Source organism: Uliginosibacterium paludis (assembly GCF_039631355.1).
Lineage (GTDB): Bacteria > Pseudomonadota > Gammaproteobacteria > Burkholderiales > Rhodocyclaceae > Uliginosibacterium > Uliginosibacterium paludis.
The window spans coordinates 467,488-491,197 of record NZ_JBDIVF010000001.1; the positions used below are offsets into that span (position 1 = coordinate 467,488).

General features: G+C 65.7%; 27 protein-coding genes and 3 tRNA genes. 15 read left to right on the top strand and 15 right to left on the bottom strand.

Annotated features, from left to right (window positions below; genetic code table 11):
- The first annotated feature begins 141 nt into the window (after positions 1-141).
- From ABDB87_RS02185 to ABDB87_RS02195, 3 genes are all read left to right on the top strand, one after another.
- Positions 142-1,140, top strand: coding sequence for a 2-hydroxyacid dehydrogenase (locus ABDB87_RS02185; protein ID WP_345923701.1), 999 nt, complete (start codon positions 142-144; stop codon positions 1,138-1,140).
- Positions 1,141-1,353: 213 nt separating this feature from the next.
- Positions 1,354-1,908 carry a DUF3568 family protein gene (locus ABDB87_RS02190; protein WP_345923703.1) on the top strand — a complete coding sequence of 185 codons (555 nt, stop codon included), beginning with the start codon at positions 1,354-1,356 and terminating at the stop codon, positions 1,906-1,908.
- A 67-nt stretch (positions 1,909-1,975) separates the two neighbouring features.
- Positions 1,976-2,596 (top strand): LysE family translocator, encoded by a 621-nt coding sequence (locus ABDB87_RS02195; protein WP_345923705.1) that lies wholly within the window; start codon positions 1,976-1,978, stop codon positions 2,594-2,596.
- 12 nt (positions 2,597-2,608) lie between these two features.
- Here the strand turns inward: ABDB87_RS02195 and ABDB87_RS02200 are convergent, their stop codons facing one another.
- The 3 genes from ABDB87_RS02200 to ABDB87_RS02210 all read right to left on the bottom strand — a co-directional run bounded on the left by ABDB87_RS02200 (position 2,609) and on the right by ABDB87_RS02210 (position 5,588).
- Positions 2,609-3,667 carry an endonuclease/exonuclease/phosphatase family protein gene (locus ABDB87_RS02200; protein WP_345923707.1) on the bottom strand — a complete coding sequence of 353 codons (1,059 nt, stop codon included), beginning with the start codon at positions 3,665-3,667 and terminating at the stop codon, positions 2,609-2,611.
- Between the two features lie 106 nt (positions 3,668-3,773).
- Positions 3,774-4,469, bottom strand: a complete 696-nt coding sequence (locus tag ABDB87_RS02205) for a YiaD family glycine zipper/OmpA-like lipoprotein (RefSeq protein ID WP_345923709.1) — start codon at positions 4,467-4,469, stop codon at positions 3,774-3,776.
- Between the two features lie 207 nt (positions 4,470-4,676).
- Positions 4,677-5,588: a LysR family transcriptional regulator gene (locus tag ABDB87_RS02210; RefSeq protein WP_345923711.1), complete on the bottom strand. Its 912-nt coding sequence runs from the start codon at positions 5,586-5,588 to the stop codon at positions 4,677-4,679.
- 100 nt (positions 5,589-5,688) lie between these two features.
- Here ABDB87_RS02210 and ABDB87_RS02215 point away from each other — a divergent pair, with 100 nt between their 5' ends.
- From ABDB87_RS02215 to ABDB87_RS02225, 3 genes are all read left to right on the top strand, one after another.
- Positions 5,689-6,114, top strand: a complete 426-nt coding sequence (locus ABDB87_RS02215; protein WP_345923712.1) for a CidA/LrgA family protein — start codon at positions 5,689-5,691, stop codon at positions 6,112-6,114.
- Complete coding sequence (locus ABDB87_RS02220; protein ID WP_345923713.1) at positions 6,111-6,794, top strand: LrgB family protein; 684 nt, start codon at positions 6,111-6,113, stop codon at positions 6,792-6,794. The genes ABDB87_RS02215 and ABDB87_RS02220 overlap by 4 nt, the downstream gene beginning before the upstream one ends.
- A gap of 130 nt (positions 6,795-6,924) precedes the next feature.
- The gene (locus ABDB87_RS02225; RefSeq protein ID WP_345923715.1) at positions 6,925-7,545 is read left to right on the top strand and encodes an HD-GYP domain-containing protein; all 621 of its coding nucleotides are present in this window, start codon (positions 6,925-6,927) and stop codon (positions 7,543-7,545) included.
- 56 nt (positions 7,546-7,601) lie between these two features.
- On the opposite strand, the gene ABDB87_RS02230 is transcribed toward ABDB87_RS02225, so the two are convergent.
- Both ABDB87_RS02230 and ABDB87_RS02235 read right to left on the bottom strand, forming a co-directional pair.
- Complete coding sequence (locus ABDB87_RS02230) at positions 7,602-8,189, bottom strand: hypothetical protein (protein ID WP_345923717.1); 588 nt, start codon at positions 8,187-8,189, stop codon at positions 7,602-7,604.
- A gap of 235 nt (positions 8,190-8,424) precedes the next feature.
- Positions 8,425-10,047: a mechanosensitive ion channel family protein gene (locus ABDB87_RS02235; RefSeq protein ID WP_345923719.1), complete on the bottom strand. Its 1,623-nt coding sequence runs from the start codon at positions 10,045-10,047 to the stop codon at positions 8,425-8,427.
- Positions 10,048-10,245: 198 nt separating this feature from the next.
- On the opposite strand from ABDB87_RS02235, the gene ABDB87_RS02240 reads away from it, so the two are divergent.
- Entirely contained in the window at positions 10,246-11,385 is a 1,140-nt protein-coding gene (locus tag ABDB87_RS02240; RefSeq protein ID WP_345923721.1) for a glycerophosphodiester phosphodiesterase, read from the top strand.
- Between the two features lie 21 nt (positions 11,386-11,406).
- Here the strand turns inward: ABDB87_RS02240 and ABDB87_RS02245 are convergent, their stop codons facing one another.
- The 3 genes from ABDB87_RS02245 to ABDB87_RS02255 form a co-directional block, all read right to left on the bottom strand.
- Positions 11,407-11,835, bottom strand: a complete 429-nt coding sequence (locus ABDB87_RS02245) for a flagellar protein FlhE (protein ID WP_345923723.1) — start codon at positions 11,833-11,835, stop codon at positions 11,407-11,409.
- A 46-nt stretch (positions 11,836-11,881) separates the two neighbouring features.
- A complete protein-coding gene (locus tag ABDB87_RS02250; RefSeq protein ID WP_345923725.1) occupies positions 11,882-12,358 on the bottom strand; it encodes an FKBP-type peptidyl-prolyl cis-trans isomerase in 477 nt (158 codons plus the stop codon).
- Between the two features lie 82 nt (positions 12,359-12,440).
- Positions 12,441-13,769 carry a pectate lyase family protein gene (locus ABDB87_RS02255; protein WP_345923727.1) on the bottom strand — a complete coding sequence of 443 codons (1,329 nt, stop codon included), beginning with the start codon at positions 13,767-13,769 and terminating at the stop codon, positions 12,441-12,443.
- Positions 13,770-13,958: 189 nt separating this feature from the next.
- Between ABDB87_RS02255 and ABDB87_RS02260 the strand changes: the two genes are divergently transcribed.
- Positions 13,959-15,071, top strand: coding sequence for an HD-GYP domain-containing protein (locus ABDB87_RS02260; protein WP_345923729.1), 1,113 nt, complete (start codon positions 13,959-13,961; stop codon positions 15,069-15,071).
- 61 nt (positions 15,072-15,132) lie between these two features.
- On the opposite strand, the gene ABDB87_RS02265 is transcribed toward ABDB87_RS02260, so the two are convergent.
- Complete coding sequence (locus ABDB87_RS02265) at positions 15,133-16,284, bottom strand: pectate lyase family protein (RefSeq protein WP_345923731.1); 1,152 nt, start codon at positions 16,282-16,284, stop codon at positions 15,133-15,135.
- A 331-nt stretch (positions 16,285-16,615) separates the two neighbouring features.
- Between ABDB87_RS02265 and ABDB87_RS02270 the strand changes: the two genes are divergently transcribed.
- The 4 genes from ABDB87_RS02270 (at position 16,616) to ABDB87_RS02285 (ending at position 19,010) form a co-directional block, all read left to right on the top strand.
- The gene (locus tag ABDB87_RS02270) at positions 16,616-17,017 is read left to right on the top strand and encodes a YkgJ family cysteine cluster protein (protein WP_345923733.1); all 402 of its coding nucleotides are present in this window, start codon (positions 16,616-16,618) and stop codon (positions 17,015-17,017) included.
- Positions 17,018-17,102: 85 nt separating this feature from the next.
- Positions 17,103-17,972: a KPN_02809 family neutral zinc metallopeptidase gene (gene ypfJ / locus ABDB87_RS02275; protein WP_345923735.1), complete on the top strand. Its 870-nt coding sequence runs from the start codon at positions 17,103-17,105 to the stop codon at positions 17,970-17,972.
- Between the two features lie 40 nt (positions 17,973-18,012).
- On the top strand, positions 18,013-18,468 hold the full coding sequence (locus ABDB87_RS02280) for a hypothetical protein (RefSeq protein ID WP_345923737.1): 456 nt from the start codon (positions 18,013-18,015) through the stop codon (positions 18,466-18,468).
- Between the two features lie 110 nt (positions 18,469-18,578).
- The gene (locus ABDB87_RS02285; RefSeq protein ID WP_345923739.1) at positions 18,579-19,010 is read left to right on the top strand and encodes a flagellar basal body-associated FliL family protein; all 432 of its coding nucleotides are present in this window, start codon (positions 18,579-18,581) and stop codon (positions 19,008-19,010) included.
- Here the strand turns inward: ABDB87_RS02285 and ABDB87_RS02290 are convergent.
- Positions 18,987-19,544, bottom strand: a complete 558-nt coding sequence (locus tag ABDB87_RS02290) for a YgjP-like metallopeptidase domain-containing protein (RefSeq protein WP_345924668.1) — start codon at positions 19,542-19,544, stop codon at positions 18,987-18,989. The two genes, ABDB87_RS02285 and ABDB87_RS02290, sit on opposite strands and share 24 nt — an antisense overlap.
- A gap of 142 nt (positions 19,545-19,686) precedes the next feature.
- On the bottom strand, positions 19,687-21,525 hold the full coding sequence (locus ABDB87_RS02295; protein ID WP_345923741.1) for a pectate lyase family protein: 1,839 nt from the start codon (positions 21,523-21,525) through the stop codon (positions 19,687-19,689).
- A gap of 120 nt (positions 21,526-21,645) precedes the next feature.
- Between ABDB87_RS02295 and ABDB87_RS02300 the strand changes: the two genes are divergently transcribed.
- The 3 genes from ABDB87_RS02300 to ABDB87_RS02310 are packed head-to-tail and all read left to right on the top strand — an operon-like array spanning position 21,646 to position 22,891.
- Complete coding sequence (locus ABDB87_RS02300; protein ID WP_345923743.1) at positions 21,646-21,843, top strand: hypothetical protein; 198 nt, start codon at positions 21,646-21,648, stop codon at positions 21,841-21,843.
- Between the two features lie 25 nt (positions 21,844-21,868).
- A complete protein-coding gene (locus ABDB87_RS02305) occupies positions 21,869-22,594 on the top strand; it encodes a ParA family protein (RefSeq protein ID WP_345923745.1) in 726 nt (241 codons plus the stop codon).
- A gap of 60 nt (positions 22,595-22,654) precedes the next feature.
- Positions 22,655-22,891: a DUF1653 domain-containing protein gene (locus ABDB87_RS02310; protein ID WP_345923747.1), complete on the top strand. Its 237-nt coding sequence runs from the start codon at positions 22,655-22,657 to the stop codon at positions 22,889-22,891.
- 99 nt (positions 22,892-22,990) lie between these two features.
- Here ABDB87_RS02310 and ABDB87_RS02315 read toward each other — a convergent pair.
- The 4 genes from ABDB87_RS02315 to ABDB87_RS02330 all read right to left on the bottom strand — a co-directional run bounded on the left by ABDB87_RS02315 (position 22,991) and on the right by ABDB87_RS02330 (position 23,624).
- A tRNA-His gene (locus tag ABDB87_RS02315) sits at positions 22,991-23,066 on the bottom strand.
- A 27-nt stretch (positions 23,067-23,093) separates the two neighbouring features.
- Positions 23,094-23,170 (bottom strand) — tRNA-Arg (locus tag ABDB87_RS02320).
- Positions 23,171-23,235: 65 nt separating this feature from the next.
- Positions 23,236-23,312: transfer RNA gene (locus ABDB87_RS02325), tRNA-Pro, on the bottom strand.
- Positions 23,313-23,408: 96 nt separating this feature from the next.
- Positions 23,409-23,624 carry a YgaP family membrane protein gene (locus ABDB87_RS02330; protein ID WP_345923748.1) on the bottom strand — a complete coding sequence of 72 codons (216 nt, stop codon included), beginning with the start codon at positions 23,622-23,624 and terminating at the stop codon, positions 23,409-23,411.
- Between the last annotated feature and the right edge of the window lie 86 nt (positions 23,625-23,710).

Below are 23,710 nucleotides of genomic sequence, written 5' to 3' on the forward strand. Positions count from 1 at the left end.
CGGGACGCCGTCCTTGCCGCCGGCGGGCCCCGCCGCATGCCGGGGGCATGCGGGGAGCATGTGCCACGATGGCGGCGCACCGGTGCATACTGGATCCCCCGGGTCCGGCATCCGGGTTCCCCTCATGCAAAGGAGTACGCCATGCGCATTGCGGTGTTCGACACTCATGCCTACGACGAGAACGCCCTGACGGCCGCCAACAGCCGCGGCGAACATGTTCTCGAGTTTTTCGAGGAACGCCTGCACGACAAGACCGTCGAGCTGGCCGCCGGTTTCGACGCGGTCTGTCCCTTCGTCAACTGCCGCCTGACCGCGCCGGTGATGGCCCGGCTCGCGCAGCTCGGCGTGAGGCTGGTGGTGCTGCGCGCCTCAGGCTTCAACGGCATCGACCTCGCAGCGGCCGAGCAGGCCGGCATCGCGGTCGCGCGGGTGCCGGCCTATTCGCCCGAGGCCGTCGCCGAGCACGCCTTCGCGCTGCTCCTCACCCTGGTCCGCAAGACGCATCGCGCCTACAACCGGGTGCGGGAACAGAATTTCTCGCTCGACAATCTAGAAGGCTTCACGCTGCACGGCAAGACCTTCGGCGCGCTGGGCGCGGGCCGCATCGGCCAGGCCGCGATGCGCATCGCGCGCGGCTTCGGCTGCCGCCTGCTGGCCTACGACCCCTGGCAGAACCCGGCCATCGCCGAGTCGGTCGGGTTCGAATATGCGAGCCTGGATCGCGTGCTGAGCGAAGCGGACATCGTGTCGCTGCACCTGCCGCTGACCGAAGAGAGCCACCACATCATCGATGCGGCCGCGCTCGCGAAAACCCGGCGGGGCATGGTGCTGATCAACACCAGCCGCGGTGGCCTGATCGACACCGCGGCCCTGATCGAGGCGCTCAAGAGCGGCCAGGTCGGCGGTGTGGGGCTGGACGTATACGAGATGGAGGAAGGCGTGTTCTTCCATGACCTCTCCGACCGCCCGCTGCAAGACGACCAGCTCGCCCGGCTGATGATCTTCCCCAATGTGCTGATCACCTCCCACCAGGGCTTCCTGACCCTGGAGGCCCTGCGTGCCATCGCCGAGACCACGCTGGGCAACGCGGGCGCGTTCGCGCGCGGCGAACCCCTGGTCAATCAGGTGCGCCCCGGCTGAGGCCTGCGCCAGGCTGACGCAGTCCGCCCGGCAAACTGACAATTTCCGGCACTCTGCCGCCGCGCCGGCGGCGCCGGAAACGGTGCGCCAGGCGCCCGGCGGTGCGGATCCGACCGCTCGTAATCGTAGCCCGCACATCTGTCAGCGCGGACGCCGAAAGCGGCGGAATGGCACGCGCCCTGCAAGTCTCCCTCGTCACCCGGAGTCCTTGCCATGCCGATCCTCGCCCGCTGCGTCCAGATATCCCGAAGCCTCTTGCTGGCAGCCTGCCTGCTGCTGCCGGGCCTGCTCGGCGGTTGTGCGGCCGTGGCGGTGAGTCTGGCCGGCGCCGGCGCCGGTGCCGGCATCACGCACCAGGTCAATGGTCAGGCCAGCCGCACCTTCAGCGCACCGCTGACGCGCGTCGATGACGCGGCCCGCCTGGCTTCGCGCAAGATGCAGCTGGAAGTCAGCGAAGTCGCGACCATCGAGCGGGGCCAGGTCACCAAGGCACGCGTCAGCGGCCTCGAGATCACCATGGAAATGCAGCCCCTCTCGCCCACGCTCACACGCGTCGACGTGGTGGCGCGCAAGAATTTCTTCCTGGTCGATGGCGCGACCGCGCAGGAAATCGTCACCCAAATCGAGCGCGCACTCGATGCCATCGCGCTGCAGGAGCAGGCCGAAGCCGCCAGCGAGGCTTCGGCGCGGAACGCCGCCGCGCGCGCCTCCGAACTCGCGCCGGCCCAGAGCCGCAAGAACAACAGCAAGCGCAAGAGCGCCATCTGATCCACGCCGGCGCTACACTGCCTGCTGGCGGGCGCATCCGGGTGCCCGCGACACGGGAGGCAAGACGATGTCCGGCATTCATCACTACGCAGGCTTCCTGCTTGCGATCCTGATTTTCCAGCTGATTCCCGGTCCGGGCACGCTGACCATCCTCAAGGTCACCGCACGTGCAGGCGTCTCCGCCGGCATGGGAGCCGTTGCCGGCACGCTCGCCGGCGACCTGCTCTTCATGCTGGCGGCCACCCTGGGGCTGGCCGCCCTGCTCGGCGCGCATCCCCAGATCCTCGCGGCGCTGCAGTGGCTGGGCATTGCCTGGCTGTGCTGGCTCGGCGCACGGCTGCTGTTTGCGGGCGCAGGCCACGCGGATCAGGCGGAAGCCCGCCAGCAATCCGGCTGGGCATTTTTCCGTGAAGGCTTCCTGGTCTGCATGACGAACCCGAAGGCAATCATGTTTTTCATGGCCTTCTTCCCGCTGTTCATGACGGAGCATTCCAGCGGCATGACGCTCGCGGTCATGATGCTGCATGTGAGCCTGCTGAGCCTGATCTGGCAGAGCCTGCTGGTGCTGGGCGGCAACGCGGTCGCCCGGCGTCTGCGTCACCTGCCCGGCCTGCGTCAGGGGGCGGCCCGGCTCGCGGGCCTGGCGCTGATCGGCTTCGGCATCCGCCTCGCGCTGCAGGACCGCTGAGCGCGGCCCGGCTCAGAAGCCCCGGGCGGGTTCGGCGGCCGGATCGCGTCGTGCGCTCTGGCTGCGCAGGCGCAGGACGGCACGCACGAAGCCGTGATCAGAGCGCGTGCGGTCGCGCCCCTCGTTGAGATGGTCGTTGAAGTAGTCCACACGACGCACATCGCCCACGGCAAAGCGGCTGCCGGCCACGAACTCTTCCGACACCCAGATCTGGTCGAGAATTTCCGGCGAGCCCTGATGCACATGGCTGTAGGCCACATCGCGGCGCAGGCTGCTGCCGGTCTGCACGTCATAGGCGTGCCAGAGCGCGGTATCACGCGCACTGCGGTCAAACACCACTTCGGAAGTGGCGGCGATGATCTGGCTGGTCACCGAATGCGGCTGGTCGTTGAGGTCGCCAACCAGCACCAGCGGCGTATGGGTGCCGGCCAGGATGCTGCTGACCGTGGCACGCAAGGCGGCGGCTTCGGCGCCACGCATGATCAGCGAACGCAGCGTGGCGCGCGCCACCACCGCCGGGTCATTGCGGTCCTCCAGCGCATGGCCTGCCGCGTCGAGCAGGAACTTGGGGCGCTTGCTCTTGAGATGGACCACCAGCAGATCGAAGGTCGTGCCGCCATGCGTGCGCAGCTTCGCGTGCAGCACCGGGCGCTCGAAGTGGCCGTACTCTCCCAGCTCGGGCACCTGCAGGCTCATGCCCGGCGGAAACGCCGCAAGCGAAGTCACCTCGACCAGATCAAAGCGGGTGACAAGCCCGACACGGGGCGTGCCCTCGGCGCCGTTTTCGGCCCCGGGCGCGATCACCACCGGGTAATGCAGGCCTGAGGCCAGGGCAGCGTCGTGCAGCGCGGAGGTGTCCCACACCTCCTCGAAACAGGCCACGTCGGCATTCAGGCGCCGGATCTGCTCGCCGAGCCAGGCCACCTTGCGGGCGTACTCATGTTCGTCATAGCCCTCTTCGTTCGGATAGAAGGCATGCCCGGCGCGGGCCAGATTCAACGTGTTGAAATTGGCGACCTGCAGCGCCTGCCAGTCCGTGTTGCCTGCTCTGCTGCCGGAATCTTCATGCATGAAAGGGACTCCCCGGGATGGACACCGTTGCAGGGTTCCATGATCCGGCCCGAAATGCAAAAAAGCCCGCTTGCGCGGGCTTCTTCAGGCGGCAGTGCGATCGCGCTCAGTAGCCGTTGCCCGCCGGGGCTGCGCTGTTGCCGCCGGGTGCGGCTTCGGCCACGAAGATCTCGACGCGGCGATTGCGGGCGCGGCCGGCGTCGGAGTTGTTGTCGGCAATCGGCTCACGCGAACCGCGGCCATCGATCGAGATGCGCGAAGCCTGAACGCCGCGTGCCGAGAGGTACTCGCGCACGCTGGCGGCACGATTGACCGACAGCGGATTGTTGATGGCGTCCGAGCCGCGGCTGTCGGTATGACCGATCACGCGCACGGTGGTTGCGGTGTTGGCGTTGAGCGTCTGGGCGAAGCGGTCGAGCACCGGAGCGAGGTTGGGCTTGATGTCGGCGCGGTTGGTGTCGAAGGAGACATCGCTCGGCACTTCGAGCTTGAGCTGGTTGTCAGCCGTCTGGGTCACTTCGATGCCGGTGCCGGCGGCAGCCGCTTCCATTTCGGCCTTCTGCTTCTGCATGTGGGAAGACCACAGATAGCCGCCCAGGGCGCCGACCGCGGCGCCGATCGCTGCGTCACGCGCCGTATGACGGCCGCCCGTGCCCTTCGAGATGGCGGCGCCAAGCAGGGCGCCAGCCCCTGCGCCGGCACCGGTGCTGCCGGCCTTGCTGTCGGCCAGGCTGGCACAGCCGGAAAGGGTACTCAGGGTGAAGACGGTGGCCACGGCAAGCGAAACGGTTTTCTTGAACATCGATGGAACTCCTTTTATGAGTATGGGGGTACAGCTGCGCTGGACTGGAAATGCGGCGCAAGAATCCCGCACTGGCTCGTGCATGGCAAGCGCGCCCGAATGGCTTCACTCTAGCGCCGGATCAACGGAGGTCAATTCAATTGAGGCCGCCGTAACAGATCGCAAACGATGCGCGCGGCAAGAACCGGGCCGCCTTCCACGCCGCACTCAGGCAGCGGTGGGCGGATCCCCGTCCAGACCGAAGCTCTCGCGCGCCTGCGCGAGGAAAGCCCGCGCGGCGTGGGAAAGATAGGCCTCGCGGCGCCAGATGATGGCCAGCCGCCAGGGAATCCGCGGTCGCAGCAGCGGCGTCCAGACAAAACGGGCCGGATCGAGTCGCTCACACAGGCGGCGCGGCAGCAGCGCGAGCCCCAGCCGGGCCGAAACAAGTTCGGCGATGAAATCCCACTGCCCGCTGCGTGCCGCGACGCGCGGCGCGAAACCGGCTTCGCGGCAGGCCGCGGCAATCCGGTCGGCTAGCGCAAAGCCGGTGTTGAAGAGGATCAGCGCTTCGTCGCGCAGCTCGCCGATGGCAATCGACTCCCGCGTGCCCCAGACCGATCCGGCCGGAGCGAGCAGGCACAAGTCCTCGCTCGAAAATTCCAGCGTGGCGAGGTTTTCGATGGCACAGGGCAGCACGGTCACCGCCAGCTCCTGTTCGCCATTGGCCACGCCGCGCTCCAGGTCGCGTGCGCCGTCCTCGGTCAGAATCAGCTCCACACCGGGATGGCGTTCGCGGAAAGCGCCCACCACCGGCGCGAAAAACGCACCGCCCACCATCGGGGGCAGCCCCATGCGCAGCTGACCGCGCACGAGCTGGCCGACAGCCTCGAGCTCACCATGCAGACGCTCGGTGGCCGCCAGCACCGCCAGGCCCTGCTCATGCACCACCCGGCCGGCATCGGTGAGCCGGATGCTGCGCCCCTCGCGCAGCAGAAGCGGCGTGCCGAGCTCGTCTTCCAGCGCCCGCACCATCTTGCTGACCGCGGGCTGGGTCAGGCACAGCGCCTCGGCTGCACGGGTGAATCCCCCCAGCCGCACCACCTCGGTAAAGGCCTTGAGCACCTTCAGCTCCATCATTCCCCCACAGCATGGATTCAATTCCAATAATTCATTTTCATTATGCAGCAGCGCTGACTAGACTCATTGCATAAAAACGCATTCCCCCGGAAAACCTTCCATGAACACCGTCGCCATGCCCTTCACCGAACGCCTGCGCAAGCCGCTGCTGGTCGCCTCCCAGGTCACGCTGCTGGCCCTGATCTGGCTCAGTGCCGACTTCGTGTCGCGGCACTATCTGCCGCAGATTCCCAGCAGCCTGCTCGGCATGGCCAGCGTGCTGCTGCTCCTGGCACTGCGCGTGATCCGCCGTGACTGGCTGGCCCACGGCGCAGGCTGGCTGATCAGCGAGATGCTGCTCTTCTTCGTGCCGGCCGTGATCGCGATCATCCAGTACCCCGATCTGATCGCGCACAACGGTCTGGCCATCATGGTGGTGATTCTCGGCAGCACGGTGTGCGTGATGGCCAGCACCGCACTGGCGGTAGACGCCACCTGGCGCCTGCAGGATCGCCTTGCACGCAAGCGTGAAGGAAAACAATCATGAACGGACTGATGGCTACCCTGTGGCTGCTGATCACCATTGCGCTCTACTTCGCGGTCAAGCGGGTTCATCAGCGCTTCCGCCGCCAGTGGCTCGCCCCCGTCATCGTGGTGCCGATGATCCTGATCGCGGTGCTGCTCTGCGCCCACATCCCCTATTCCGCCTACGCTTCGCGCAGCCACTGGCTGAGCTGGATGCTGGGGCCGGCCACCATCGCCTTCGCGATTCCGATCTTCGATTTCCGCGACACCATCCGCCGTCACTGGCTGCCCCTGACCGTGGGCGTGATCGTGGGCATGAGCGTGGCGGTGCTGTCCTCGGTGCTGCTCTCGCGCCTCATGCATCTGCCGGAAGCTCTGGAGCGCAGCCTGGCGGTGCGCTCGATCAGCACACCCTTCGCGATGATCGCGGCCCCCGAGCTGGGCGGTGCGGCGGATCTGGCCGCGATCTTCGTGGTCGTGACCGGCGTCTGCGGCATGATCGTCGGCGAGTGGCTGCTGGCCTTCCTGCCGGTCCGCACCGCCATGGCCAAGGGCGCGCTTTTCGGCGCAGGGGCCCACGCGGCCGGCACGGCCACGGCGCACAGCCGCAGTTCGGATGAAGGCGTGATTGCCAGCATCACGATGATCGTGGCCGGCGTGCTGATGGTGATCGCCGCACCGTTGCTGACCGGGCTGCTCTGACCTTAAAACATATCAGCCTCCGCGCGACGGATTCCACGCATGCCATGTAAAAATGCTTGGAGCATGGCGCGAGGCTGGTAGATTGGCAGGCAAGGAGCGCGTTCCCGGCGCTCCCACTGCGAGTAGCTTCATGACAGTGCCCAAGCCCATCGAGCACGACGCCATTACCGATCTGCTCTTCCGACATTCCTTCGTTCTCGCGACGGTGCTGGGCCATCGCGACGAAACCACCCTGATTCACTCCGAACGCGTCAGCCTGCTGGCCGATGAGCTCGGCCGCGCCTGTGGTCTGGCCCGGCCCGATCTCGGCATCCTGCGCATCGGCGCCGCCCTGCATGACGTCGGCAAGATCGGCGTGCCTGATGCCATACTGACCAAGCCAGGCAAGCTCGATGATGAGGAATGGAGCGCCATGCGCCGGCATGCCGAGATCGGCGAGGAGATCGTCCGCGCCATCGGTGTCGACGGCGCCTGCGAAGCCGCCAGCATCGTTCGCCACCATCATGAGCGCTGGGACGGCGCAGGCTACCCCGACGGCCTCCGGGGCGATGCCATTCCGCTCTGCTCGCGCATCATCTCGATCAGCGACAGCTACGACGCGATGGCGATCACCCGGCCCTATCAGCAGCCGCGTCGGCATGAAGAGATCGTGGAAGTGATGCGCTCGGAGTCCGGCACCAAGTTCGACCCGACCCTGCTGGACAGTTTCTTCGACCTGCTGGGCCACGCGGGCCCGCAGCTCGTGGACTGAACCCGGTACTGCCGGCGAGCGGAGCCTGATCCGGCGCGGAGCAAGCTCGGGCGCGCTCAGCGCTCTGGCCGCATGCCTTCTGCCGGCACGGATGACAGCACGCGCCCCTCGAAAGCCAGACCTGCGGATCTGCGTTGCAGCACGCCCTCATCCAGACTCGCGCCCACCCCCGTACCCTGGTATTCCATCGGGCGCGAGAAGCGGCTGCGGTGAACACGCGGTGCCGTGGCGGCAGCCCCCACGCTGACCTCGAGTGCGAAGCTGGCCTTCTCGTTGCGCCGCGCAGCGCTTCGGACCAGATAGACCCGGATGCTGTAGATGCTGTCTGCGGGCAGCGTGCCGGCAAGATAGCGACCGGAGCTCGATCCGACGAACAGCGCCTGCTCGCGCCCGGCCTGGAGCAGATTGAAGAACGCACCTTCATTGTCGGACCGGAGCCGCACCGTGATCGGCTGGCCGGCGCGGGCGCGCACCCGGTAATCGACATAGTCGCTGCCACTGACCGTTCCGCGGCTCACCGCACCGGATTCGCCCCGCGCGAACTGCACGTCGATGACACGCGTCGCAGCCTGGGCCGCCGGCGCAAGCAGGCCCGCGCAGGCCAGAAGCAGGCAGGTCCGGAAAAATTCTTTCGGGCTGAACATGGAATGGGCTCCCGATCCGCACACGAAGGTGCGGCAATATCGACAGCCTGATTATTCCAGCCGGCGAGCCGGGCATTGTTTCGGTGTGTTGCCTTGAAAAGCCCGCCGCGCCGTCGCTTTGAGATTCCGACGATGCCATCAGCATCAACGCGCCGCGCAATCCTTGCTCTCGCGCCCTCTTCCGCCCCACGCCCGCTGCGCGGGCCCTGCCCGCGCGGGACTGCAACAAAGCGTATCAGGCGGCATCGGGCCGCACCGGCGCCGGCCTTGCGGCTTCCGGACTGACCCGCTTGGGCTCGGCAGGGTCAGCCATGTAGTGCGGCGACATGATCTGCACGCCGTACTGATTGAACACGTCCTGAATGTGCGCATGCAGCTGGCTCATGACATCGGCACGCGATTGAGGTGTCGCGGGCACCGCATGACAGACGAGACAGTATTCCGGATAGAAGTCCGACAGCGCGAGCTGATAGACCCGCGGCGGGGGCGACATGCGAACGCCCGCCGTCCGGCCAGCCGCCTCGACCAGCATCGCCTCCACCTGACGCCAGGGCGTGTCGTAGCCGATGGTGACCGTCGTATCGATCAGGAAGCCGGCCCCCTCGACGCCGCGCGACTGGTTCTGCGTCGCCGTGCCCACGATCAGGCTGTTGGGCAGCGTGATCTCGGCGCCGCGCCCGGTGCGCAATCGCGTGGTGAAGAGGCCCAGCTCCATGACCGTGCCTTCATGCTCGCCGATACGCACATACTCGCCGCGGCGGATGGTGCGCGAATACATCAGGATCAATCCGCTCGCCGCCTGCCCGACCACGCTGGAAGCGCCCAGCGAAATCATCAGCCCCAGCAGCACCGACATGCCCTTGAACGCCTCGGTCTGCGCACCGGGCAGGTAGGGATAGGCCATCACCACCGCGAAGATCCAGATCAGCAGCGTGACCAGCTTGCGGGTGGGGCCGGCGGTATCGCGGTCGAGCCAGCCCGCTGTCGCCTGCCCGCGCTCGACCCGTTCGAAGAGCGGGCTCAGCATGCCGGTCGCGGCTCGCGCCACAAAGAACATCAGCGCGACGATGAGCAGATTGGGAATGGCGCCGAGCATGCCGGTCACCATCCGCAGCAACACCCCCAGCAGAAAATCGTTGAGCTGCTCGCCCCACACCCGCGTGTAGGGAAAGCGCGCGAGCACCGCGGACAGCCAGGTGTAGGCAAAGACCGCACAGAGCGCCCAGCTCGCGCCGCCCAGCAACCAGCGCATGGCGTGCTGCAGGCGGTCACGCCGGACAAGCGCCATCCCCGCCAGACGCAGGCGTCCGGCCTGCTCGGCCACCGTGCGGAGCAAGCGGCGCGCCAGCATCTGCCGCAGACGGATGACCCCCAGCACCGCGAGCACCAGCAGCACGGTTTCGCCCAGCGCGAGCAGCGCATCCTGGATCAGGGCCTGCCCGTCACGCGCTTCATGCATCTCGCGGATCGCACGCTCGAGCCGCTCGACCACCGTCTGACTCAGCGCATCGAGGCTCTCGCCGGAGAGCCGGTCGACATCCTCATTGGCGATGAAAAAGGCCATGCGGCCGCCGATCATCACGATCCGCCCGGCCGGATCAGCCTTGAGCTCGACCTGGTCAGCCTCCCGCCGCGCCAGGATTTCGCCCACATTCTGCCGCCCCCGCTCGGCCCGCTGCTCGGGCGTGGCACCGAGCAGCGGCGTCCGGAACCGGATTACGCTGCGGTTCATGAATACGAGATCCTGCGCCGTGGCCGTGGCGGCCGGCGCGCTGGCGTCCTCGGCCCGCACGGCCGGCATGCCGGTCAGCAGAACGATGGAGAGCAGCAACAGGCGGAAGAAGAAGGGCAGACGCATCGACTGACTTCCCGGGCTTGAGAAGCCTTCATCTTAACGGCAGGCCGGCCCGGCACAGCCGCAAGCGATCCCTGAGGACACACTCGGACACGCCCGGGCACGCCAGGCCTCGCTGCCATATCGCTGAAATGCAGACGGCATAGACTCCCGCATCCGGCCGCCCAGCCTGCCGGACACCGCACAACACAAAGGATTACCATGCTCCGCATCCTCACTCCTGCCGTGCTCATCATGTCCCTGAGCCTCGCCGGCTGCGCCGGCAATACACCGCGCGTGGGCCGCAGCGCCGACGCCCAGCCGCTGGTGATCGCCCACCGTGGCGCGAGCGCCTGGCGCCCCGAACACACCCTGGCCGCCTACCGGCTGGCGATCGAGATGGGGGCCGACGTGATCGAGCCCGACCTGGTGTCCACGAAAGACGGCGTGCTGGTCGCCCGCCATGAAAACGAGATCGGCGGTACCACCAACGTGGCCGACCATCCGGAGTTCGCCAGCCGCAAGACCACCAAGCAGATCGACGGCATTCCGGTCGAAGGCTGGTTCACCGAGGATTTCACGCTGGCCGAGCTGCGCACGCTGCGCGCCCGCGAGCGCATTCCCGCCAACCGACCGGAGAACATGGCCTATGACGGCCAGTCCCCGGTACCCACGCTCGACGAGGTCATCGATCTGGTGAAGCGCCACGAGAAACAGACCGGCCGGCTGATCGCGATCTATCCCGAAACCAAGCATCCGAGCTACTTCCGCGGCATCGGCCTGCCGCTGGAGGAGAAACTCGTCGCCACGCTGCATGCCGCCGGCTATCACGGCAAGCAGGCCGCGGTGTTCATCCAGAGCTTCGAAGTCGGCAATCTCAAGTACCTGCGCAGCCTGACCGATCTGCCGCTGGTGCAACTGCTCGACAACCCGGCCAACAAGCCCGCAGCCAACGGCACGCCGCGCAACAAGCCGTGGGACTTCATCGTGAGCAATGATCCGCGCAGCTACGGTGATCTCGCCACGGCGGACGGCCTGCGCGAAATCGCCCGCTATGCCGACGCAGTGGGCCCCTACAAGGAAATCGTGATTCCCCGCACGGCCGACAACCGCATGGGTCAGCCGACACGCTTCGTGAAGGATGCTCACGCAGCCGGGCTGGGCATCCACATCTGGACGCTGCGCCCCGAAAACCCCTTCCTGCCGGTGGAGCTGCGGCGCGGCGACGCGGCCTCCCTCACCGAGCGGGGCGACATGGAAACGGAAATCCGGGCCTATCTGGCAGCAGGGGTGGATGGCGTGTTCAGCGACGACGCCCGCGGCGCCCGGCTGGCCTTCGATCACGCCCGCGCGGCGCGCTGAGCCGCCGCATGCTGCACGCGACTATTCGGTCCAGTTGACGATGATCTGTGCCGAGTGGCCGAGCAGCGGCAGCATGCCGCCCTTGCCGCCAACACGGGTCCGGAAATAGAAGGGGCGGGAGGGGTCGCTGCCGGCAAAGGCTGCAGTACGGCGCTCGCCCGCGTCGGTCACGTCGATGCAGCGCCCCCGCTCCTGACAGAGCATCACGCTCATGCCCGGCTGGGGATTCTCGTAACGCCAGCGATAGCTGACCTGGGTGATGCGGGCGCCCGCGGCGGGTACCGGCCCGACCACCGCGAGACGGGTGTCGAAATCCGCATTGCGCCGGTCCACGCGGACCAGCCCCGCCTCCGCGGTATAGGCATGTTCGGTAGTCGCCCGCGCCGGCGCCCCCACCAGCAGGGGCATCAGGACGACAGACAGGCACAGCGCGCGCGAGCTCAGGAACATGCGAACCCTCCATGACCGGCGCGGCGATCACCGCGCCCGGGGCAGATCAATGATGGTGACCGTGCTCGCCATGCACATGCTGGTGGGCGATTTCCTCGGCCGTCGCAGCACGCACATCCAGCACCTTCAGGGTGAAGTTTAAGGCCTTGCCTGCGAGGGGATGGTTGCCATCCAGCATCACCACCGGCCCCTTGATCTTGGTCACGAAGAAATAGCGCGGCTCACCCTTGTGATCTAGGCGCTGGATCTGGCCGCCCACCTTCACCCCCGGGGGGAACTCGGCCTTCGGCATGGTCTGCAGCAGCGCCTCGTCGTAGGCACCGAAGCAGTCTTCCACGCCGAGCGCCAGCGTGGTCTGGAAGCCGGCTTCCTGCCCTTCCAGCGCTTCTTCGAGTTTGGCGAAGATGTTGTCGTAACCGCCATGCAGATAGGACACCGGGCGCTTGCCATCGTCGACGATGAGCCCCTTGCTGTCGCTGACTTTCATGCTCACGGTCACGGCCGTGTCCTTGGCGATTTTCATGACGATGCCCCTTGGCGTGTTGAAGAGTGGCGCATTCTCCCTGAAGCGCCGCGACCGTGAAAGCCGCCCGGCAGAATCCGCCTCACGGCGTGCGCTCCGGTCCGGAAACGATCAGCGCATCCGAGAGCCTGCGCAACCAGCTGCCGATGTCAGCGGCCGGCAGCACCAGCGGACGGCGAACGGCCTCACCCGTCGGCGGATAGCCACCGACCTCGTTCTGACTGTCGACGATGCGGCCGCGCCCTTCGCGCACCTCCGCCACGATGCGCTGATCGACCGCGTCGCGGTCCAGCGGGCGCGCGCCGGCACCTGCGAGCACGGCGTCCTTCACCTCACCGACCGGTCGGGCACGAAGCCCTTCGGGCCAGACCGGTGCGGCCTCGAGACGACGCACCAGCGGCCCGGCCTCGGGCAGCAGTGCGCCGGCCGCAGTCGCCTCGAGGCGGTTGTCATCAAACCAGACGTCGGCCGGCCCTTCGCCATAGCGCTTGCTGACGTTGGCGATCACCAACGCGCGCAGGCGGGAATCCGCTCCGCCCAGGAGATGATTGCCCGCCACCGCGATGCGGGGTGGAGGCGGCGGCGTACGCCCCTCCCACTCGGCCATGGCCGCGCCGGCTGAAATCGCGATGCGTCCCGGGTTGTAGATCAGGTTGTTGACCACCGCGCCGCTCGCACCGCCCTTGAACATCGGGTTGCGGTCATCGTTGTGCGCATAGAGATTCCCGACCACGGCCACCTCGCTCACCATGTCGTGGATCAGGGTGCCCTTGGAGTGCGGCTCGCGCTTGGAATGGGTCGAACGCAGCAGCCCCTCGGCAATGATGTTGTTCGACAGGGTGACTCGGCGGGAGGTCCCTTCCGGTCCGTCATAACGCGGGCCGGACACCGAGAGGTTCTCGTCCACCGCCCAAGCGAAGCTGCAGTGGTCGATGACAATGTTGTAGGCGTTGCGGCCATTGGTCGTCACATCCACATCCCAGCCCTTGCCGAAATCCGGGCTGGTATAGGGCGGCAGGCCACCGTCGCCCATGCGGAAACGGATGTGCTGCATGAGCACGTCATGGCTGCGGATCTCCAGCCCCCCACGGATCAGCGTGATGCCGGGCGAAGGCGCCGTCTGGCCGGCAATCGTCACGAAGGGCTGATCGAGCACCAGCGACTTGAGCCCCAGATCAATCACCCCGCCGACTTCGAACACGATGATTCGCGGCCCGCTCCGGCGCAGGGCTTCGCGCAGCGAGCCTTCACCATCGGAGGCCAGCGTCGTGACGCGCACGATCGCACCGCCCTCACCCGCCGTGGTGCCGGTGCCGAACCCGGTCAGGCCGTAGGTGCTCGCCACATCGGGTGCTGCCTGCGCAGCGGTGGCCATCAGCATCGTCAGCAGTGCGGCAGCCAGCGCGTTCATCGGGGTTCCCGGTCCGTTTCGAGCCCTCATGATGCGCCCGCCACGACGCCATCGCCCGCTTCCGGCAGCGCCGCCCGCACCATCAGGCCCGCAAGTGTTGCGCCAGCCCCGCAGTCCCGAACAACTCAAGCCGCCTGCCGGCCTCGCCGTTAACTCCCTGCTGGAAACCGGGATGAACTGGACACCGCGATGCGCGCTTTTCACAAACTGACGCCGGAGCAGATCGTGCTGGGCAAGGCCCTGCCCTGGGACGTGTTCGACTCGGGCGGGCAGCTGCTGCTGCGCAAGGGCAATGTGGTCAGCGATCCGGCCCAGGCCAGCGAGCTGGCCGAGCGTGGCGTCTATGTCGACGAGGTGGAATACCTCGCATCGCTGGAGGGCCGCGAGCCGCCCTACGAGCCCTTCCACATCGTGGCCTCGGTCAGCGCCAACCTGGCTTACCTGCTGAGCCACCTGCCGCGTGACGGCAGCCTGCAGCATGAAGTCGAACGTGAGGCCGAACGCCTCTCCTGGGTCGCCGAGCACAGTCCGGACGCCACGCTGGCGATGATCCAGCTGGGCGAACCGGATCCCTATCCGGCGCGGCACGCCGTGCTGGCGGCCATCCTGGCCGACATGCTGGCGCAGTCCATGGGCTGGGATGACGATCGCCGCATCAGCACCCTGTGCGCCGCGATGACCATGAACGCTGGCATGCATACCCTGCAGCACCAGCTCTCGCGCCAGCGCGATTCACTGAACCCGGAGCAGCAGCAGATCGTGGACCAGCATCCGGCCGAGAGCGCCCGCCTGCTCATCGGCTGCGGCGTGCAGGATGACGAATGGCTGCGTGCCGTGCTCGAGCATCATGAGCGGCCGGATGGATGCGGCTATCCGCGCAAGACGCGCGACATGAGCGAAATCGCCCGCCTGATCCATGTCTGTGACGTCTTTACCGCGATGCTGAGCCCGCGCGTCTATCGCCCCCAGCTCTCGGGCAACGAAGCCGTGCGCCAGATCCTGTCGGTCTACACCGAAGCCAGCGGCAACCCTTTCGGCCCGCTGCTCACCCGCCTGGTCAGCATGTATCCGCCCGGTACGCTGGTCAAACTGGCCAACGGCGAGCTGGCCGTCGTCTTCAAGCGCGGCGCGCACCCCTTCAAGCCCAGCGTGGCGAGCCTGATCGACCCGAAAGGCATGCGCAACACAAAGGTGCCGATCCGTCAGACCAGCGAGGCGGAATTCGCCATCGCAGCCGTCATCGCCCCCGGCAAGGCGATGATCAGGATTCCGCTGACGCAACTCTGGCAGCACCGGCCCTGAATGCAGAAAGGCCTGCCACGAGGCAGGCCTTCCCGGCGCGACATGCGGCGAAACCGATCGCTCAGCGCGGCCCGGCACCGGCCTTCACGGCCCCCGCCAGCCCCTCGGGCTTGTCCAGCGTGTAAGCGTAAGGCGGCTTCCAGCCAGCCGGCTGCAGCCCGTCACCAAAGTTCTTGCAGACCGGCGTGAGATCCATCGGCTTGCCGTTGATGAGGCTGCCGCGGTCTTCATAGCGCGTACCACCGAAAGCCTTGACGATGTCGCAGACATCCTTTGCGCCTTCGATATCGAACACGTTGGCTTCCGAGATCAGGCTCGACTCGACGCCCAGACCATGGCTGTACTGATGCGGATAGACCGCATGCGTCTTGCTGCCGGTGTGCACGTTGTTGTAGAGATGAACCTGACCATAACGGACCCGTGGCGCGCGCTGGGTGATGTTGTCGAACAGGTTGTGGTGGAAGGTGATGCGCAGGTGACCGGCATCCGCGCTCGACTTGTCGCTGTGGCCGATCAGGTTGTTCTTGTCATGCAGGCGGAACACGCTCCAGGAAATGGTGATGAAGTCGCTGGCCTTCTTCACATCGAGCGAACCATCGTGGTGCTGCACTTCCTGACCGTTGGCCATGCCGTTCTGGTCATCGGTGTGGCGACCATCGGTGATCAGCACATGATCGACCCAGACGTGGCGGGCGTTGTCGATCGTGACGCCGTCATACTCCGAGTTCCAGTGTCCGGCCGGACCATCCTTCGGATCCCATACAGGAAAAGCATCCCAGGGCGTCTCGATGCTGAAGTTGCGCAGGATCACGTTGTCCACGCCCTTGAGCATCAGGTTGGCATTCACGAAGCCGGCGGACTTGTCGGCCCCGATCAGCGTGGTATTGGACGGCACGCGAACCAGCACGCGCCGGGCCTGATCTTCAGGGCTCGAAAACGCTTCGCCTCCGGTCGCATCGATCAGCCCTTCGATGACGACGATGCGCGGTGCGCTGTCGTTGCCGCCCAGCGCGTCACGCAGGCCGGCGATGTCCTTGACGCGGAACACACGGTCTGCCGCCGCCGTCGATCCCCCTTGGGTACCGCCTTCAGCGCCGGCCCAGCCATCGGCGGGCGCGGCTTGTCGCCAGACCTGCTCGGCCGGCGTCGCAGCCAGGACCGGAGCGCAGAGCCCCAGGGAAACCAGGGCCAGAGTGACCAGTTGCATCTTCATCGTTTTCCTTTCAGGGGGAGGACGGGCGCGAGACCTGCCGGATGGCCGCACTTCGCCGAAGCCCGCGCAGTAGAGCAGTTCGACCCCGGTTTTCCAAGCACCGGCAGGCTTGCCGTGCGCACAATTGACAAGAATTTACGTCAAACAAGACTAAGGGTTTACCAGAATAACCGATCTTTCTTGCAGGACGCTGACAGTGACTTCGCGCGCACGTCCCGCCCGCACGGCAGGCCGCATCAGCCACCGGCCATCACGGCCCGCCGCAGCGCTCAGCGAAGCCTGACGGGCGCGCTTGAAACATGCGGCATCTCTCGTAGAATCCGTGCCTGCCATGACACATCCGGACACTCCGAATCCCTGCGTCAGCTGTGGCGCCTGCTGCTGCAGCTTCCGCGTTTCCTTCTATTGGGCTGAAGCCGATGACGCGCCCGGCGGCCATGTGCCCGCCGCGCTGACCGAGCCGCTGAATCTGCATCTGCGTGCCATGCGGGGCACCCACCCGCATCCCGTCCGCTGCATCGCGCTGACCGGGCGCACCGGGGAGTCGGTCAGTTGCAGCATCTATCCGCAACGCCCCGGCCCCTGTCGCGAATTCGACGCCTGGTTGCCCGATGGCCGTGCAAACCCGGACTGCAACCGGGTGCGAGCCCGGATCGGACTGCCAGCCCTGCCCGACCTGGCACCAGCGGCCGAGGCCCCGCAGGAAACGGATTACAACGGAATCGGCGCCTGAGCACATTGCCAGAACGGGTCACAAACCGGATCATCGAGCCAGCCAGTCACGGGATGCAGATCCCGCACAAACCGGGGAGAAAACCATGCGTCTGGACAACGAGGAAAGCAGCAACATCGAGGACCGCCGTGGTGGCGGGGGCCTGCCCGGTGGCCGCGCCGGGGTGGGCATCGGCACCATCGTGGTCGCACTCGCGGCCTCCTATTTCTTCGGCATTGATCCCTCGGTCGTGATCAATGGCGCACAGATGCTCAACCGCGGCAGCCAGGCCGAGGCTCAGGCGCCTTCCGCCCCGGTCAGGGAGAGCGCCAGCGAACAGACGGAGCGACGCTTCGTGGCCCAGGTGCTGCGGGACACCGAAGTCACCTGGCAGCAGATCTTCCAGGCAGAGGGACGAAGTTACCGCGACCCGAAACTTGTGCTGTTCCGCAATGCCACCCCCACCGCCTGCGGCAGCGGGGAAGCGGCCATGGGGCCCTTCTACTGCCCGGGTGACCAGAAGGTCTACCTCGACCTGTCCTTCTTCGACGAAATGGAGCGGCGCTTCCATGCTCCGGGCGACGCCGCACGCGCCTATGTGATTGCACACGAGGTGGGCCACCATGTGCAGAATCTGCTGGGCATCTCGGGCAAGGTCCAGCAGGCGCGTCAGCGCGCATCGGAGCGCGAGAGCAATGCGCTGTCAGTCCGGCTCGAACTGCAGGCGGACTGCTTCGCAGGCGTCTGGGTCAACAAGGCCAACCAGCAGCGCAAGGTGCTGGAAGCCGGTGACATCGAAAGCGTGATGGGGGCCGCCAGTGCGATCGGAGACGATACACTGCAGAAAAACGCCCGCGGCTATGTCACGCCGGACAGTTTCACCCACGGCAGCTCGGCCCAGCGCATGCGCTGGTTCCGCACCGGCTTTGAGGGCGGCGACATCCGCCAGTGCAACACCTTCGAACGGACGTCCTGAACCCGGGCGCCCGGACCGGAAACAAGGAAAGGCAGGATTGATGATGAAACGCCTTCTTCGCTGCAGACTTGCCCTCGCCGCGGCGCTGCTGGTTCTCGGCGCCTGCTCCACCACGCGCTTCTACCCGCATGAGGCGAGCGAAAACGTGCACCCCGGCAAGGGCGGCAGCCGCTTCAGCTATCAGGGCCTTGATGTGTGGTTCAACGGTGAGCCCTCCCGCCCCTATGAAATCCTCGGCTATATCGAGGATCCGCGCGGTCTCTACGCCGATGAGGATCATCACCGGATCGAGTCCGGCGTCGTCGAGAAAGCCCGCGAGGCCGGCGCCGATGCGCTGATCGAGCAGATCCTGCCCGGGCGGTCCATGCCCTCTTCGAGCCTGATGTTCAACAACGGCTTCGGCCGGCGCGGTTTCGGCATGGGCATGGGTTTCGACGTCGGCCCGGAGCGCATCAGCGTGAAATACATCGCCGTCCGCTATCTCGACAAACGCTGAACGCGCTCCCGGCCTTTGGGCCGGATGACTCAAGACCGCTCCCGCACTGCCGATATTGAAGTGCCGGCGTAAGCCAGCCGGCCCTGCTTTCAATTCCCCCGGAGTTCGGGATGACCAGCCTCCCAGGCGCCCTGATGCGGCGCGCAACCCTTTGCATCGCCACCTTCGCCTGCCTCGTCCTGCCGACAGGCCCGGCCCTCGCCAACAGTGGCGGAGGGGGGGGCGCACCCGCCGAAACCCCGATGAACTTCGTGCTCAATGTGGGCCCGACCGGTCGGGGCGGGTTCGTGCTCCAGCTCCAGATGGTGGCCGTACCGGCCAATCCCGAGGCGGCGAAGCTGATCGAGGCGTTCAAGCCCGTGCTGCAGCACCACGTCATCCAGATCGTGGGCAGCCTCAAACCGGAAGATCTGCGCCGGGAAGACATCCGCGACACGCTCGCGGCTGACCTACTCGAAGACTTCAACGCCGAACTCGAAACCTCTACCAGGAACGGCGTCAAGAGCGTCTATTTCACCTCATTCATCTTTCAGCGCATGTAGGCGGGCCTGTCCGGAGGAAGGCCACAGCGGCGAGCCGCCGGCCTCCACATGGCAGAGCCAGGTCCGCACATCGAACTCCAGCTGGTGGTAGTCCGGAGTCATGTGGCAGCAGAGCTGGTAGAAGGCCTTGTCATGCTGGCGCTCCTTCACATGCGCCAGCTCATGCACGACGATCATGCGCAGGAAGGCTTCCGGTGCCTCACGGAACACGCTCGCCACACGAATCTCGCGCTTGGCGCGCAGCTTTCCGCCCTGCACGCGGGAAATCGCCGTATGCGTGCCCAGCGCGTTGCGCAGCGTCTGCAGACGCGAGTCGAAACAAACGCGCGACAAGGGCGCCGAATTGCGCAGGGCTGTCTGGCGAAGGCGGTCAACATAGGCGTGAAGCGCACGGTCGTCCTTCACCACATGAGCGACCGGATAGCGCGCCAGCAGGGCTTCGCCCAGCTTTCCCGCCGCCCAAAGCGCGGCAACCTGATCACGCAACGCCTGCGGATAAGCGGCAAGGTAGTTCAGCTCGAGCGGTGTCGTCACGAAAGCAATCCGGCCTTCAACAAAGTGCGCATGGTAAGACACGCGCGCCCTCCTGCGCCGGCATGAAACAGGACGCGAAAAAAAAGAGGCCCGCCACTGGCATGGCAGGCCTCCCGGCTTCATGATGGCTTCCGCCGTCGCATTACTTCAGCTTGCCTGCTCCCGCGTTGCCCTGAACCGAGGTCAGCGTGGCGGCTGCGGACTGCAGCGTGTAGCTGTAGGGAGGTGTCCAGGCATCCGAGCCGCTGGGCGCGGTCATGCTGCACTGTCCGTCCCAGGCGGTCACGACGCCGGCAGCAATGCCGAGCGTGCTGTCGGCCTTGTCACTGACGAACAGATGGCCGGACGAGCGGAAAGCCTTGTAGTCCTTGCCCTTGATGAGCTTGCCGCAGGCTTCCGACAGCTTCATGCCGCTGAACTGGTAGTAGTTGTTGGCCAGCAACTGGTTCGACTGATAACGCGCATCCGATCCGGCTTCGAATTTCATGTCGCTGTCAGAAGTGCTCGTGCTGCCCGAGACGAGGTTGTTGAAGATGTGAACCTGACCGAAGCGGTTGAGCGGAAGACGCGCGCCGGCGCCATCCCACCAGTTCGCGGTCAGCGTCACATGCAGCCGGCCGTCATCACTCCAGGCACGGCCCGAATCTCCATTGCCGATCAGGGTCGTCTTGTGATGCTTGGTGAAATAGTTGTTGGTCAGCGTCACGTAGTCGGAACCGCGCACGATATCGAGCAGGCCGTCATGACGGGTGTCCGAAGCAAGCGAATCCGGCGTATCGCCATCAGACATTGAGACATGATCAATGTAGATGTTCTGCGCACGCGACAGGGTCATGCCGTCAGCATACGCATTGCCCGAATCCTCCGGATTGACATCCCACGGCGCGTCGATCCGGAGATTGCGGATGATCACGTTGCGCGTCCAGGTCGGATAGGCTTCGCCGTCCTTGCCGGCAGCGACCCAGGCCTTGAAGTCGACTTCCGGATCCCCACCCGCGGTCAGCGGAAGCTCCGAACCGATCAGGATCGAGGTGCCGGTGATGCGCGCAGGGTTTCCGCTCTTGTCGTTGATACCAACCAGCGTGGTGTTGGACGGGATCATGATCGAACCACCGAACTTCTGGTCCGAATAGCTCGTGTATTCGCGGAACACGGTGTTGTTGCTGCTCCACCGCAGATCGATATGCCCGACAACGCGAATGATCTTCGGCTCGTTCTGGGCTTCATTGATCGCCGCCACCAGCTGCTGCCCGTTGAACACCGTGTAGATCCGGTTGGAAGCCGCGGCCGAACCACCCGTGACGAGCACCTTGCCGGACCGCGACCAGGTATGCCAGCCATTCTGGGGCGCCGTGGCGCGCTCGAAGCTCAGCACACCGCCGGTGGGATCCACGGTGGCGAACTGCCAGGTCGGCAACTTGGGCGCGGCCTTGTAATTCGAGGGATCATGCAGGCCGTTGACCAGCACCGGCGCCGAGTAGTCCCGGACGCCGTACTTGGCGCTCTGGAACGGCGTGGTCGCCCCGGTCAGCGTCTGCGCATCGATGCCGGAGGCCGTCGATGATGATGCGCTCGAAGCGCTGGACGCAACGCTCGAACTGGCAGCGGAGCTGCTGCTCGACACCACGCTGGATGAACTGCTGGCCGCGCTGGAACTGCTCGCGGCAACCGAACTGCTGGAAGACGAGCTGGCAACACTGGAGCTGCTCGACGTGGCGCTCAGCTCGCCGTAAGAGCACCAGGCCGAAGTCGTAAAGCTGTTGGTCGGGAAAGCCCCCGGTGTGCAGGCAAACGCGCCGGTCTTCGTCGCATAGACGAAACTGCCGGACTTGCCCAGGGCCACGGATCGCGTTCCGCTCATCGAACAGGTCGCACCAGTCGCCTGGGCACACTTAGTGTAGCCGGCCGGATAGTCAGTCGCCCCTTGAGCATGGGCGACCATGAACAGGAGGGCGGCGCCCCCCAGAATCTTGCTTTGCATGTTGTCTCCTGAATCTGTCTTGTATTTTTATGATGCGTGGATGGCCCCGCATCCCTTTGCCATCACGGGCAGGACCCGTAATGGTGGCGGAACCATAGTGCACGCTCCCTGAACATGTCAATGTCAAACGCGACCGGGCTTGACGGTTCTCGAACAGAAGGCTTGACCTTTGAAGAAAAAGGACTTTTCTTCAGAACGGGAGAGCATCGCGGTCGGGTGTTCCGGCGCAGCGCAACATCCGCCCTGCGGCAGGGCCATCCGCTTCCCGGCAGTTTTTTCCAAGGCAACATGATGCAGAATGTGAGCGAACCTCAATGAATTCCTGCTCCGGAAGCAACCAAGCATGAGTGTGATAGCCGTCGTAAACAGCAAGGGCGGGTCCGGCAAATCAACGCTGGCAACACACATCGCCGCCTGGCTCGCCAGTCGTGGCGAGGAAGTGATGCTGGGTGACATCGACCGCCTGCAGTCTTCTCGCCTCTGGCTTGCCCTGCGCAAACCGGAACATGCACGCATCCACGGCTGGTCGATCGACGAAAAGAATTTCGCCCGCCCGCCGGCCGGCGTCAAACACGTGGTGCTCGACACGCCTGGAGGCTTTCACGGTTTCGGTCTGATGAAAGTCACCATGCATGCAGATGCCATCCTGATCCCCGCAGCGGGGGGCGTTTTCGACCGCAATTCGGCCAGCGGCAGCGTCAAGGAGTTACGCAACTGCCCGCGCGTGGCGGCGGGGCGCTGCAAGCTCGCCTGTGTCGGCATGCGCATCGATGCGCGTACCCGCAACGCCGAAACCGTGCGCGCCTGGGCCGACGCCAACGAACTCGAATGGCTCGGCACGGTGCGCATGGCCCAGGCCTACAGCAAGTGTCTGGAGCACGGCCTGTCGCTCTTCGATCTGCCTGCCGAAAAAGTCGACACCCTTCTTCCTGACTGGGCACCGCTCACGCACTGGCTGGAAGGCATTCTGGCCGCAGCGGGGCCGCAACCAGGCTCTCATGGATCGCGTGAAGAGCTCCGCGCGAGCCGCCCCGCCCTGGCATCCCGACCGGTACTGCCTGCGCGCTGACCCGGCACTTTCATCACATTTCGCGCGACAATCGGATCCCCAAGCAACTGCGGATCCGCCATGAGCGACGAAAAACTTCCTCCCCTGCCCCAGCTGCCCGCCGGCCATTACCGGCATTACAAGGGTGGTGAATACGAACTGATCGGAATTGCCCGGCACAGCGAAACACTGGAGCCGATGGTGGTCTATCGCCCGCTCTACAACGACACGGGCCTCTGGATCAGGCCATTTGCAATGTTCGTCGAAACCGTCGAAGTGAAAGGCCAGCGCCAGCCCCGCTTCGCAAGGATCGGATAAGCGAACGGCGCGTCAAAGCGCCGTCGTACCGTCTGCTGGCGCCCGGCCTGTCAGAAATGAAAACGGCCCTGCGATTTCTCACAGGGCCGTTCGGAATCTTGGGGCGACATACCGGGTTCGAACCGGTGACCACTGGAATCACAATCCAGTGCTCTACCAACTGAGCTAATGCCGCCACTGATGCTGCGATTGTACTACATTTTGGCCTGCCCGAAGGGAATCGAACCCCTAACCTACGGCTTAGAAGGCCGTTGCTCTATCCAGTTGAGCTACGGGCAGATCCTTGTCGTGCAGGTCCCCGGGCAACCGTCCGAGCGATGTAACGAGCTTCGCTTTCGGAACCTTGGTCGGGGCGAGAGGATTCGAACCTCCGACATCTTGCTCCCAAAGCAAGCGCGCTACCGGACTGCGCTACGCCCCGAGGGATCGAGATTCTAAGCGAAGTGCGGACAGAGAGTAAAGACACATGCAGAAATTTTTCGGGGCGGCGAATTTTTGCGCGCCGATGCCCCCCCCGCTAGCGTTCGTCCGCCGGCGGCCGGCCGGTATTCAGGGAGCATGTCCGGATCCCCAGCAGCGTGTAGGCCGGACAGAAGCGAATGATGCCGGTCGCAACCGGAATCAGGCCCAGCCAGCCCCATGCACTGATCACGCCGGTCGCTGCGAGCAGAACCAGCACCAGCCCGCCGATGACACGAATGGCACGATCGGCACTGCCAACATTCTGTTTCATCGCTTGCGCCCCTGAAATGTGGATTTCGACAAGGGCCGGCCACAGGGGTGAGCCCCCTGCTCCGGCCCGGCAGATCTCGTATTCAG